Annotated in this window: 14 protein-coding genes and 2 tRNA genes; 11 read left to right on the top strand and 5 right to left on the bottom strand. The window is 64.4% G+C overall.

Annotated elements, in window-relative coordinates; genetic code table 11:
• Window positions 1–1,213: 1,213 nt before the first annotated feature.
• On the bottom strand, window positions 1,214–1,453 hold the full coding sequence (locus VI123_RS02145; RefSeq protein ID WP_336336427.1) for an HTH domain-containing protein: 240 nt from the start codon (window positions 1,451–1,453) through the stop codon (window positions 1,214–1,216).
• A gap of 117 nt (window positions 1,454–1,570) precedes the next feature.
• Here VI123_RS02145 and VI123_RS02140 point away from each other — a divergent pair, with 117 nt between their 5' ends.
• The 3 genes from VI123_RS02140 (at window position 1,571) to VI123_RS02130 (ending at window position 2,709) form a co-directional block, all read left to right on the top strand.
• Window positions 1,571–2,170: a hypothetical protein gene (locus VI123_RS02140; RefSeq protein ID WP_336336426.1), complete on the top strand. Its 600-nt coding sequence runs from the start codon at window positions 1,571–1,573 to the stop codon at window positions 2,168–2,170.
• Window positions 2,170–2,292, top strand: coding sequence for a hypothetical protein (locus tag VI123_RS02135; protein WP_336336425.1), 123 nt, complete (start codon window positions 2,170–2,172; stop codon window positions 2,290–2,292). The genes VI123_RS02140 and VI123_RS02135 overlap by 1 nt, the downstream gene beginning before the upstream one ends.
• A 189-nt stretch (window positions 2,293–2,481) precedes the next feature.
• Complete coding sequence (locus VI123_RS02130) at window positions 2,482–2,709, top strand: hypothetical protein (protein ID WP_336336424.1); 228 nt, start codon at window positions 2,482–2,484, stop codon at window positions 2,707–2,709.
• A 5-nt stretch (window positions 2,710–2,714) separates the two neighbouring features.
• Here the strand turns inward: VI123_RS02130 and VI123_RS02125 are convergent, their stop codons facing one another.
• The 3 genes from VI123_RS02125 to VI123_RS02115 all read right to left on the bottom strand — a co-directional run bounded on the left by VI123_RS02125 (window position 2,715) and on the right by VI123_RS02115 (window position 4,888).
• Complete coding sequence (locus VI123_RS02125) at window positions 2,715–3,908, bottom strand: tyrosine-type recombinase/integrase (RefSeq protein WP_336336423.1); 1,194 nt, start codon at window positions 3,906–3,908, stop codon at window positions 2,715–2,717.
• A gap of 184 nt (window positions 3,909–4,092) precedes the next feature.
• A tRNA-Thr gene (locus tag VI123_RS02120) sits at window positions 4,093–4,164 on the bottom strand.
• Between the two features lie 67 nt (window positions 4,165–4,231).
• Window positions 4,232–4,888: a DUF7114 family protein gene (locus tag VI123_RS02115; RefSeq protein WP_336336422.1), complete on the bottom strand. Its 657-nt coding sequence runs from the start codon at window positions 4,886–4,888 to the stop codon at window positions 4,232–4,234.
• Window positions 4,889–4,948: 60 nt separating this feature from the next.
• Here VI123_RS02115 and VI123_RS02110 point away from each other — a divergent pair, with 60 nt between their 5' ends.
• A complete protein-coding gene (locus VI123_RS02110; protein ID WP_336336421.1) occupies window positions 4,949–5,623 on the top strand; it encodes an enoyl-CoA hydratase/isomerase family protein in 675 nt (224 codons plus the stop codon).
• 38 nt (window positions 5,624–5,661) lie between these two features.
• Window positions 5,662–6,429, top strand: coding sequence for a DUF3105 domain-containing protein (locus VI123_RS02105; protein ID WP_336336420.1), 768 nt, complete (start codon window positions 5,662–5,664; stop codon window positions 6,427–6,429).
• 6 nt (window positions 6,430–6,435) lie between these two features.
• On the opposite strand, the gene VI123_RS02100 is transcribed toward VI123_RS02105, so the two are convergent.
• Entirely contained in the window at window positions 6,436–7,269 is an 834-nt protein-coding gene (locus VI123_RS02100; protein ID WP_336336419.1) for an NAD+ synthase, read from the bottom strand.
• A gap of 117 nt (window positions 7,270–7,386) precedes the next feature.
• Here VI123_RS02100 and VI123_RS02095 point away from each other — a divergent pair.
• The 6 genes from VI123_RS02095 (at window position 7,387) to VI123_RS02070 (ending at window position 11,186) form a co-directional block, all read left to right on the top strand.
• Window positions 7,387–7,457, top strand: a tRNA-Gly gene (locus VI123_RS02095).
• A gap of 191 nt (window positions 7,458–7,648) precedes the next feature.
• Window positions 7,649–7,789, top strand: coding sequence for a hypothetical protein (locus tag VI123_RS02090; protein ID WP_336336418.1), 141 nt, complete (start codon window positions 7,649–7,651; stop codon window positions 7,787–7,789).
• 137 nt (window positions 7,790–7,926) lie between these two features.
• Window positions 7,927–8,934, top strand: coding sequence for an AAA family ATPase (locus VI123_RS02085; protein ID WP_336336417.1), 1,008 nt, complete (start codon window positions 7,927–7,929; stop codon window positions 8,932–8,934).
• Window positions 8,935–9,089: 155 nt separating this feature from the next.
• Window positions 9,090–9,398 (top strand): 30S ribosomal protein S24e, encoded by a 309-nt coding sequence (locus tag VI123_RS02080; protein ID WP_053966642.1) that lies wholly within the window; start codon window positions 9,090–9,092, stop codon window positions 9,396–9,398.
• On the top strand, window positions 9,399–9,530 hold the full coding sequence (locus VI123_RS02075; RefSeq protein WP_053966643.1) for a 30S ribosomal protein S27ae: 132 nt from the start codon (window positions 9,399–9,401) through the stop codon (window positions 9,528–9,530). It abuts the gene before it with no gap.
• A 9-nt stretch (window positions 9,531–9,539) separates the two neighbouring features.
• A complete protein-coding gene (locus VI123_RS02070; protein WP_336336416.1) occupies window positions 9,540–11,186 on the top strand; it encodes a bifunctional N(6)-L-threonylcarbamoyladenine synthase/serine/threonine protein kinase in 1,647 nt (548 codons plus the stop codon).
• Window positions 11,187–11,206: the final 20 nt, after the last annotated feature.

The following is an 11,206-nucleotide window of genomic DNA, read 5'->3' as shown; positions in this document are numbered from 1 at the left end:
CGGCTTGAAATCACTCTGTCACAGGACGCTCTGTGCGGCTCCCTACGCGGTTTCATTTTTCTTTGATGAAAGGTATTCAGCCACCCACGAAAGTTGCCCACCGGCTTATCAGAGTGCTTAGGATTGACGAGAAGATGGGTGGGGAGTCAGGGGTGTCGAACTACGCATCGTCCTCGCTCCAAGCGCATCGGTGAGAATCTCTCCAGATGGTACTGTGTCGTTCCTGAGACAATCTTTCGACCGAGAGGATACTTCCCCTTCCTCGGTGCCTCAAACATCCACAGCAACTTGTCGTATGGCTGAGTGGGCTTAGACGCGATTGTGGCACGCCCTCTCTGGTCGTGTTGCGGCACGCCCCACGCGTGCGCCCTGCGATGTGGTGCATCTAATGGGCCACTATAGAGTGAGGCTACCTATGTTTCATTCGTAAGTTTATCTACGATGAGGCAGGGATTCGTACCAAATCTTTGCTGTGAGTTGAACTACTTGAACTGAAATGTGAATTGCCCACAGTATAGACCTGTGATGCTAACTCTAATCTGGACTATGTGAGTGTAACCTATGGAGAGTGTCTACACGAGTTGGTGGTTTCTTGTGTAATCCCCCGTAGATTGGCGAACTGTCTTGCAACACGTTGAGTATAGCCGTGAACGTTCGGCCCGACCTCCGCGCCCCTCGTCGCGCTTCCCCGAGAGGTGGTAAACGCATCGAGGAGAGCGATAAACAAAAATAACAGATTTCTTAATATCCAATATTTATTATATTATTCACTCTAACTCCTGCACCACGTCCCCGGGCCGCTCAGGAGCAAACTTACGTAGGCACAAGAAGGTGAATTTGCGCGTTCTTGTAGGCCCCATAGACTCAGGTCTTCCAGACTCGCTATGTCGAAAAATCGGGAGTTTGTCGAGAGTTATCTCTCTCGCATTTCCTCTCCTGTCGAAGCGGTGTCGAGGCGTGTGAACCCCCAAATTGCATCTCTGATAGAGAAATTTCTCTCACGGGGCAACTATACTGTGTGCGCGCTTCGGCCCCGCGTGTGCTAACCGGCGCGCGCCGACCGTAGTGTAGTTCACAAGTTGGGGTGCGATGAGGCGGGGATAGAGGCTAAGTGTGGGGTTCTGCTGTGTACTTCAATATCCCTAAGGTTCTGATGGATTCTAACCCACCGCAGAACTTACGCCCGGCCTCATCGCGCTCTTGATTCGTTTGCTCACTCCGGTCGCCACCAGACTACTGCTCGTGAGCCGACCTTCTTCTTTCGGAGGTCGCCCCGTTCTTTGAGTTTGTCCAATTTGTTGTAGGCTGTCCGTCGAACTACGCCGAGTTCTTCCGCGACTTCTTTCGCCGTGAGTGGTTCGTTGTCTGTGAAAACCGCGAGGGCATCCTCGGGAGTTATCTCCTCTACGTACTCTCCCCCCTCTCCTCGCGGACGGGATGTGTCGTTGGTCATAATTGTACGTACACGCGGGCGAGGGATAGGTTTTCTCCTATTCCTTCGAGATACAACGGGAAGACTTATCACAAGTACCGTCGTAGGAATAGGTGAGAAGGTCGCCTCCCTCGGGGCGTGGAGTTCGGAAAACGCCCGGCGTTGGAGCGCCGGACGGTGGCCTTCTGTGGTGCCAGAAAGCCAATGCAACGTAGCAATCCAACGGGTGAAAACCCCACCGACCTGCCGAAGCGAGCCGTTCGTGCGCTGACCGAGAAGATGACCGTCCTTCCCGAGACGGGGAGAGTGAAAGGTGCTGATGACCTGTACCTCGTTGTTTCGGAAAGCGGCTCGGAATACCTCGTTGACACACGCGAGGGCCGATGCGATTGTCCCGACGCGCACTACAATCTCGAATCCGATGAACGATGTAAACACGAGCGACGTGTTCACTACGCGACCGGGGAGACGGCCATCCCGTTGTGGGCCGACACCGACGCGATAGATTCCCACCTCGGGCTACAAACCGCTCGAAGCCCCGTTCGCGCCGTAACAGATGGGGGTGTCGTCGGTGAGGAAGCCGGGGAGTCGTTTGAATCTCCCGAGGACACACGCGATGACACGCCCGCCCTCATCGAAGCCGAACGCGAGTGTCCGAACGGCGAGGAGTGGTGTCCGGGGCCGGACGCTGATTCACTTCCCTGCTTTGCGTGCTACGAGTTACCGGAGGAACGATAATGGCTCTTGAACGCGACCCCGCACACCTCGGGGATATTGGGGACAGCGACCCCGAGACGGAACCTGACCCCGACCGGGTCTATGAGCAAGAGATAGAACAGCGAAAGGAGCGCGACGAGTAATCCGATGCCCGTCGCTTGGAAGACAGAGGAACCGTGCCCGCGCTGTGGCGATGACAGCGACGTGTGGATGTTCGAGAAGGACGAGCCGACCGTTACAAAGGAACACTACACCTGTGAGGCGTGTGGGTGCGAGTGGACGGAGGTCAGGAAGGACTAACTTCGCCCCCGCCTCATCGCGTTACAACGCGAATGAGCAGATTCACCACGGGCGACCGCGTGCGGGTGGACATACCTGATGCGACCGACCCCGACCACGAACGATACCACGGGCTACACGGGACGGTCGTGGACGTGCTGGAAGACGAAGCCGGGGAAGTGACCGGCGACGAACGGGACGACGTGATTTTTCGCGTCGAACTCGAAAATGAGGAGACGGCTGATTTTCGCTGGCGTGACCTACGACCGCCGATTGAGTGACCGACCTACCAGATTTGTTCCACCGCGCTGTTGCGCGTTTCCGCGTCCGAGTGTAGGTATTTCATCGTTGTCTGGAGCGATGAGTGCCTGAGTTGTTCGCGGGCGTGGTGTGGCCCGACGTGGTTGGCCCAATATGTGGCCGTTCCGTGCCTAATGGAATAGAAGGTCACGTCTTGGTGTTCGGGAATCGGAACGTCCCCGTTCTCGATGAGTCGCTGGAGCAGAGCGTTACACGACTTCGACCCGTACTGTGTTGCTTTCTGCGTGAGCCATAACTCATCTCGGTCGTCGTACTTGGTGAGAGACGCGCGCTCATCGAGCCACCGCTCCAATGTCTTCGCCGTCCGGCTCTTGAGGGAACAGTTCCAGATTGCGTCGTTCTTGGTGGATTCGTCTTTTGGGATGTTCAACTCCTCATCCTCCAAGTTCACCCACGAGACTTTCGCGCGTCCGACTTCGATGGGTCGGAGTCCGGTGTCCAGCGTGGTCGCTATTATCGAGGGGTACTTCCACGAGTTCGCCTCTTTGAACTCCTCAGGGCCAACCTTCTCTTTCGGGATACCGAGTCGTTGTGAGACGAATATCTTGAGCCGGTCACGCTCCTCGGGTGTCACCGAATGGTAGTTCTTGACCGAGGAGTATTCGAGCGCGGCTTGATACAGCGGCTCGAACGCCGCACGTCGGAGGTAGTCGCGTTCGTCCCCACCGTTCGACTGTGAGAGTTCCACCTCCACGTCCCACTCGTAGTCCTTCCCACGCGCGTGGTTGTAGAACTTGAACAGTCGCTTAATGTCCTTCGCGTGGTGAAGAACCGTCGAGTCAATCATCCCCTTCGACTGGTTCAGCACGCGAATGAACTTGTCTGCGTGGTTGGGCGTGAACGAGGTGGTGTACTGGTTCTCGTGTTGCCACAGCCAACGGAACGCAGTTTCGAGTTTGTAGTGGGTGGATTCGAGCGTCGAGTCTGCCAGCCCCTCGCGCTTCTCGGGGTGCTTTCCGTAGTGAGCGAGCCACGACAGGAGTTCGTGCTTGAAGTCGCGGTAGTCGTCCACCATATTCATCCCGAACTCCCCGAGGTCTTCCTCGGAGCGTCGGCTCACGAGTGGGTAGGTGAACTCGTAGTCCTCGGGTGCGGGTGGAATCTCCCCGCTCATCGTGTCCCCACCGCCGAGGTTGTCGAGGGGGTCAGTCGGGTTCATAGACCATCCTCCAAACTCGAATCGCTGTACGGCGAGGTGGCGGATTTTATAGTGTCCTGACAACTATACGAATCGCAAGACGGCGTCGGGGTGCCCGTGTAGTAAAAGGGCGCGTTCTTGAGTACCATTGGTTTCTTTCATAAGAGCAGCGTAAAATGGGGAGAGAAACCGTGTAACCCCGCTAAGCCTAGGCCGGAATTTGAATCCGGGGTCTCGTCCTTACCAAGGACGCGCTTTACCGCTAAGCTACCCAGGCACGCATCAGTGTGTATCCGGCAATTGTCTAAAGTCGTTTCGATTCGGGGCCGGTATGTCGATTCGTCTCAGTGGTCGGCGGCGGCCTCGGTCCCGTCGCCGGAGGGCTGTTCGGCCCCCGCACGGGCCCGGAGGGCGTCGGCGACGTCCTCGGCGAGCAACTCGGCGTTGGACGGGAGGCCGTCGGCGGCCAGTTCGGTCGCGTACTCGCGCAGCGTCGGGGTGGGCCGGACCCCGGCGGCGGTGGCCCCGGCGACGACCGCGAGTTCGAGGATGTCGGTTTCGAGGGCGGCGTCGAGGCTCTCGTCGTCGGTCGTCCGGCGGACCGTCTGGTCGTGGCCGAACGAGCGGACGACGGAGACGGCGGCGTCGGCGGCCTCGGTCCTGGCCAGCAGGTAGAAGCCACGGGAGACGAGGATGTCGGCGATGAGGATGTCCAGGTCGGCCGTGTCGCGGTCGCCGGTGACCCAGGGGTCGTCGCGAGCCAGTTGCCGGGTCAGCGAGAGCCCCTCGTAGATGAGTTGGACGCCGGCGGCGCGGTCGGCGACGCCGTCGCCCAGGTCGACCGGCGGGTCGCTGGTCGCGCCTGCGCTGACGAGCGTCAGGACGCCGGGTGCCAGCGACGCGTCCTCGAGGCGAGCGTCGAGGCGACCGTGAAGCCGGTCGGGCTCGACATCGTCGACTGCCGCCAACGCCGCTCGGCGAACTGCCGCCACTTCCTCCATTATGAGGGTCTAGCGACGGGAAGGGCAAAGACCTTTGGAAACCACAGAGTCACAGCAGGCATGGTACAGACCACGAGCGGCGACGGTATCCGCACCCTGACGCTCGACCGACCCGACCGGCGCAACGCCCTCACCAGCGCGGCGCTACGTGACCTCGAAGCGGCGGTCGAGGCAGCGACCGAGCCGGTGCTGTACCTCCACGGCGCTGGCGAGGCGTTCTGTGCCGGCGCGGACCTCGACGAGGTACAGGCACTCGACGCGGCGAGCGCCGAGTCGTTCGCGGCGCTGGGCCAGCGGGTCGCCCGGGCGCTCGAATCCTACGACGGGGCCGTCGTCGCCGGCATCGACGGCGCGGCGCGGGGCGGCGGCGTCGAACTGGCGCTGGCCTGTGACATCCGGGTGGCCACGCCCGAGGCGACCCTGGCCGAAACCGGGGTCAAACTCGGGCTGTTCGGCGCGTGGGGCGGGACGGCGCGGCTCCCCGAGATCGTCGGGACCGGCGAGGCGCTGGACATCGCGCTGTCGGGCCGCACGCTCGACGCCGAGACGGCGCTGCGGATGGGGCTGGTCTCGCGGGTCACCGCGGAACCACGGACCGTGGCCGAAGCGGTCGCGGCCGTCGACGCCGACGCGCTCCGGGTACTGAAAGCGCGGATACGGGACGACGCCGACAGGGAGACACAGGAGCAACGCGAACAGCAGGCCTTCGCCGACCTCACCGCGAAGCGCGAGTAGGCAAGGGTACAAGACGCCGCCTCGCATACGAATCAGCAATGGTCGACTGTGAGTACTGTACGGAATCGTTCGACGGCGAGGACGCCTACCTCGACCACCTCGCCGACGCCCACGGCGGTGAACTCGGCGCAATCGACCGCCGGCGCGTCGAGGCCCACACCGGCGACGGGGACGGGGCCGCCCTCCCGGTCGGCCCCATCGTCATCGGCGTCGTCGTCCTGTTCGCCATCGGGCTCACGGCGTACGTGACCCAGCTTGGCGGCGGCGGTTCGGGCGACGCCGACCTCGTCGGGACGGCGGGCGCACAGCCGCTCTCGGCGGTCGAGGCCAGCGGTGTCGAGGCGTCGTCGCTCGACGACACCGGCGACAGCGACCGCCTGGCCGGCGTCAAGCAGTTCCCGGACCGGGGGGCCAACCACGTCGGGGAGGGCAGCGCCATCGACTACCAGCGGGTCCCGCCGCTCTCCGGGACACACTACGGGTCGACGGTGGGTGCGGGCTTCTACGAGGCGACGCCGCTGCTCGGTTCGCTCGTCCACACGCTCGAACACGGCGCGGTCGTCGTCTACTACGACCCCGACGAGCTATCGCCCGAAGCCAGAACGAGCCTCAGGGAGTTCTCCAGCGTCCACACCGGCACCTGGCGGAGCGTCGTCGTCGTTCCGAACCCCAACGACGACCCCAGCGCGCCCTACGTCGTGACGGCGTGGCGACACGAGCTGACGATGGACGGCTACGACGCCGAGACCGTCCACGCGTTCCTCTCGGAGTATCTGGGTCGCGGTCCGGAGAACCCGGTTCGATGACCTGACTCAGTACAGCGGGTCCGGCCCCGGCGGCATCGCCCGCTTGTGCGCGCTCGATTCGTACATTTCACGGACGGTCTCGACGGCGGCTATCGGGACGCCGACGTGCTCGGCTGTCGCGGCCGCCGGGACGCCGCCGTCGACGTGCAGAGCGAGGATAGAGTCCAGCGTGTCGTAGTCCATCCCCATCTCGTCGGCGTCGGTCTGGCCGGCCCACATCTCGGCGCTTGCCGTCTTCTCCGCGAGGTCGTCCGGGACGCCGACGTGTTTCGCCAGCTGTCGGACCTGTTGCTTGTACAGCGCCGCGATGGGGTGACAGTCGACCGCGCCGTCGCCGTACTTCGTGTAGTACCCCACCAGCGCCTCGCTGCGGTTGCCGGTCCCCAGGACCAGCGCCCCCTCGTGGTTGCCGACCAGGTAGTTCAGCACCGCCCGGCAGCGTACCCGGAGGTTCCCGACGGCGAGCTGGTCGCCCTCGACGTCGGGGTAGGCGTCGAGGAACGCGTCGATCAGCGGATTGATTTCGATGACGTCGTACTCGATGCCGAGCAGGTCGTTGGCGACCCGCTCGGCGTCGCTCATGTTGTCCGCGCGGTTGACCTCGCTCGGCATGACGAGCCCGTGGACGGCGTCCTCGCCGAGCGCCTCAACGGCCAGATGGGAGACGAGCGTGCTGTCGATGCCTCCCGACAGCCCCATCACGACGGTGTCGACACCGGCGGCGTCGACCTGGTCCGCGATGAACGAGGTGATGTGGTCGCGGTGCGCCTCCAGCTCGGCGTCGGAAAACGTCAGGTCCAGCGGCTCATCGGCACGGACAATGGATTCGGCCGTTGCCATGTCTACTGGTTGGACGGGCGGAACTAATACCCATCTATCGGCGTGATATTTTCGGACGCGCGTCCAGTCAAAACGCTACGTTCAAGTGCGGCCGCTGTTGACAGTCCGGTACGACGCGCGCCGGTGGTCCAGTGGTAGGACATTGCCTTCCCAAGGCAATAGCCCGGGTTCAATTCCCGGCCGGCGCACTCCCGTCTGTCGTTTGCCGCCCGATGTTCGCAGTTGCTCTGTGCGTGTTCGCTCTCGCCCGACGAATCCTACTTCGAATCACCCGAAACCGACAGGCCCAGCCGAGACGGGGCACACAGACAGGCCTGCCGGGAGCTCTAGGTACGTAGGGTCAACAGTTATGTCCGAAGAATGTGTATCACGTTAACATATGCCTCGACCGTCTACTCGGCCACACAATCCCCTGCTGGAGTGTAAGGAGTGCAACGAGCCGGTAATCAAGACAGCCGACGGGGAGTTCGAGTGCGTGGAGTGCGGGTGGCAGCCCGAAGCGCGGCGCATGGACACGTAACAGACCGTCTCGGTCGTTGCGTGCGAGCCGACAGCGGGGGCGGTCACCGCCCCATGCCGTTCTACTGTGCCGACAGTCGCCGTGAACCCGCGGACCGCGGGATACTTGTCGGGGCCGAGCCTACCCGGTGTCAACAGATGGACGCGCCGCTGTGGACGGAGACACACGCCCCGGAGTTGTCGGAGATTCGTCAGCCGAAGGCCCGCGACCACCTCCAGGGGGCCATCGAGGAGCCGATGAACCTCCTGGTCCACGGGCCGAAGGGGAGCGGGAAGACGGCCGCCGTCCGCGCGTTCGCCCGGGAGGTCCACGACAACCCCGACGCGGACTTCACCGAACTCAATGTCGCCGACGTGTTCGACATGACGAAAAAAGAGGTCGCCAACGACCCGCGCTTCGCGTCGTTCATCGACAGCAAGCGCCGGCGCGAGTCCTCGAAGGCCGACCTCATCAACCACGTCCTCAAGGAGTCCGCCAGCTACTCGCCGGTGTCTGGCAGCTACAAGACCATCCTGCTGGACAACGCCGAGGGGATGCGCGAGGACTTCCAGCAGGCGCTGCGCCGGGTGATGGAGCAGTACTACGAGGCGACGCAGTTCGTCATCGCGACGCGCCAGCCCTCCGCTGTCATCCCGCCGATACGGTCGCGGTGTTTCCCGGTCGTGATGCGCGAACCGACCCACGAGGAGACGGCGTCGGTGCTGGAGGACATCGTCACCGCGGAGGGCGTCGACCACGACGACGACGGCATCGAGTACGTCGCCGGCTACGCGGAGGGGGACCTCCGGACGGCCGTGCTGGCCGCCCAGACGACCGCCGAGGCGGAGGGCGAGGTGACGATGGACGCCGCCTTCGAGACGCTGAACGCCGTCGAGGCCGACGACCAGGTCGAGCAGATGGTCGAAGCGGCCGAGGAGGGACGCTTTACCGACGCGCGCTCGACGCTGGACGACCTGCTCGTCGACGAGGGGTACGGCGCGTCTGACGTCCTCGACGACGTGCTTGACGTGGCGCGGTCGCGCTACTCCGGGGCCCGGCTGGCCGAGGTCCATCGGCTGGCCGGCGAGACGGACATGGCGCTCGTCGACGCCGCCAACGAGCGAATCCACCTCTCGCGCCTGCTGGCACAGCTGGGCCAGCAGTAGGCCGCTCTCGCTCGGACGCGAACGCAACGGGCCACACCTCGGCGGGGCCGCCCGACGGCGGCAGGACGCGGCGACACGGAATCGCGGACTGAGACGGCGTCAACCGCTTCGAAATCCTTTTACGCGCTTCGGCGGGTAGATACGGACAACGAACCATGGATATCGACATCATCGAAGAAGACGAGAATCCCATGTTGCACCGCACGGACGTCCGGTTCGAGGTCGTCCACGACGAAGCCACCCCTTCCCGTCTCTCTGTCCGCGACTCTCTTGCGGCCACGCTGAACAAGGACGCCGAGGAAGTCGTCATCCACAAGCTCGACACCAAGTTCGGCATGCGGAAGACGGTCGGCTACGCGAAGGTCTACGACAGCCCCGAGTACGCCCGCGACGTCGAGCAGGACCACATGCTCGAGCGCAACAAGATAGTCGCCGACGGCGAGGAAGAGGCGGAGGAAGCATAGATGCCGCACAACGAGTACTACAACGACGGCGAACTCGACCGCGAGACCTGCCCCCGGTGTGGCGACACCGTCCTCGCCGAGCACGAGGACCGCCAGCACTGCGGGAAGTGCGGCTACACCGAGTGGAAGTAAGGCCGCCCGATGCGCGTTCTGGGTATCGAGGGAACCGCCTGGGCAGCCAGTGCTGCGGTGTTCGAGACGCCGGACCCGGCCCGGGCGACCGACGACGACCACGTTTTCATCGAGACTGACGCCTACGCGCCCGACAGCGGCGGCATCCACCCCCGCGAGGCCGCCGAACACATGGGCGAGGCCATCCCGACCGTCGTCGAGACGGCCATCGAGCACGCCCACGAGCGAGCGGCCGGCAACGGGGACGACAGCGCGCCAATCGACGCGGTGGCCTTCGCCCGCGGGCCCGGGCTGGGGCCCTGTCTGCGCATCGTCGCCACGGCCGCCCGGGCGGTCGCCCAGCGGTTCGACGTGCCGCTTGTCGGCGTGAACCACATGGTCGCCCACCTGGAAGTGGGCCGCCACCGCTCGGGCTTCGACTCGCCGGTCTGTCTGAACGCCTCCGGCGCGAACGCTCACATCCTGGGCTACCGGAACGGCCGGTACCGCGTACTAGGCGAGACGATGGACACCGGCGTCGGCAACGCCATCGACAAGTTCACCCGCCACGTCGGGTGGTCCCACCCCGGCGGTCCGAAGGTCGAACGGCACGCCCGTGACGGCGAGTACCACGAACTGCCCTACGTCGTCAAGGGGATGGACTTCTCCTTCTCGGGCATCATGAGCGCCGCCAAGCAGGCCGTCGACGACGGGGTCCCGGTCGAGGATGTCTGTCGCGGCATGGAGGAGACAATCTTCGCCATGCTGACCGAGGTCGCCGAGCGGGCGCTGTCGCTGACCGGGGCCGACGAGTTGGTGCTTGGCGGCGGCGTCGGTCAGAACGACCGCCTCCAGCGGATGCTCGGCGAGATGTGCGAGCAACGCGGCGCGGCGTTCTACGCGCCCGAACACCGCTTCCTGCGTGACAACGCCGGGATGATAGCGATGCTGGGCGCGAAGATGTACGCGGCCGGCGACACCGTCGCCATCGAGGACTCGCGTATCGACTCGAACTTCCGGCCCGACGAGGTGGCCGTCAGCTGGCGCGGGACCGAGGAGTCCGTCGACCGCCATCGGGCGGCCGAGACCGAGGTCCAGGGTGCGGAGGCGACGGTCCGCTTCGAGGGCGACCGCGTGGTCAAAGAGCGCGTGTCTCGGAGCTACCGCCACCCGCGACTCGACGAGCGCCTCCGGACCGAGCGCACCAGACAGGAGGCCCGCCTCACCAGCGAGGCGCGCCGTCACGGCGTCCCGACGCCGCTGGTTCGGGACGTGGACCCACAGGACGCCCGCATCGTCTTCCAGCGGGTGGGCGAGGCGGACCTCCGCGAGCTGCTGTCCGAACCGCGGGTCGCGGACGTGGGCCGCTGGCTCGCCCGCATCCACGACGCCGGCTTCGTCCACGGCGACCCGACGACGCGGAACGTCCGGGTCGGGACCCGCGGCGGTCACCCCGACCGCACCGTCCTCATCGACTTCGGTCTGGGCTACTACACGCAGGAGGCCGAGGACCACGCGATGGACCTCCACGTGCTGGCCCAGTCGCTCGCGGGGACAGCGGACGACCCCGAGGCGCTGCTGTCGGCCGCCGAAGACGCCTACCGGACCGAGAGCGACCACGCCGACGCGGTGTTCGCAAGCCTCGACGACATCGAGGGCCGGGGCCGGTACCAGTAGGGGCGTCCGACGGGCGACGC

The organism is Haloarcula sp. DT43, from assembly GCF_037078405.1.
In the GTDB taxonomy this organism is placed as follows: domain Archaea; phylum Halobacteriota; class Halobacteria; order Halobacteriales; family Haloarculaceae; genus Haloarcula; species Haloarcula brevis.
The sequence above is the reverse complement of the archived record's forward strand: the minus strand, read 5'-3'. Positions and strand labels throughout refer to the sequence as shown.

Bases quoted from the DNA above. Each gene is read 5' to 3' on its own strand.
- VI123_RS02145 (WP_336336427.1), bottom strand. From the start codon at position 1,453: ATGACCAACGACACATCCCGTCCGCGAGGAGAGGGGGGAGAGTACGTA.
- VI123_RS02135 (WP_336336425.1), top strand. From the start codon at position 2,170: ATGGCTCTTGAACGCGACCCCGCACACCTCGGGGATATTGGGGACAGC.
- VI123_RS02130 (WP_336336424.1), top strand. From the start codon at position 2,482: ATGAGCAGATTCACCACGGGCGACCGCGTGCGGGTGGACATACCTGAT.
- VI123_RS02125 (WP_336336423.1), bottom strand. From the start codon at position 3,908: ATGAACCCGACTGACCCCCTCGACAACCTCGGCGGTGGGGACACGATG.
- VI123_RS02115 (WP_336336422.1), bottom strand. From the start codon at position 4,888: ATGGAGGAAGTGGCGGCAGTTCGCCGAGCGGCGTTGGCGGCAGTCGAC.
- VI123_RS02110 (WP_336336421.1), top strand. From the start codon at position 4,949: ATGGTACAGACCACGAGCGGCGACGGTATCCGCACCCTGACGCTCGAC.
- VI123_RS02105 (WP_336336420.1), top strand. From the start codon at position 5,662: ATGGTCGACTGTGAGTACTGTACGGAATCGTTCGACGGCGAGGACGCC.
- VI123_RS02100 (WP_336336419.1), bottom strand. From the start codon at position 7,269: ATGGCAACGGCCGAATCCATTGTCCGTGCCGATGAGCCGCTGGACCTG.
- VI123_RS02090 (WP_336336418.1), top strand. From the start codon at position 7,649: ATGCCTCGACCGTCTACTCGGCCACACAATCCCCTGCTGGAGTGTAAG.
- VI123_RS02085 (WP_336336417.1), top strand. From the start codon at position 7,927: ATGGACGCGCCGCTGTGGACGGAGACACACGCCCCGGAGTTGTCGGAG.
- VI123_RS02080 (WP_053966642.1), top strand. From the start codon at position 9,090: ATGGATATCGACATCATCGAAGAAGACGAGAATCCCATGTTGCACCGC.
- VI123_RS02075 (WP_053966643.1), top strand. From the start codon at position 9,399: ATGCCGCACAACGAGTACTACAACGACGGCGAACTCGACCGCGAGACC.
- VI123_RS02070 (WP_336336416.1), top strand. From the start codon at position 9,540: ATGCGCGTTCTGGGTATCGAGGGAACCGCCTGGGCAGCCAGTGCTGCG.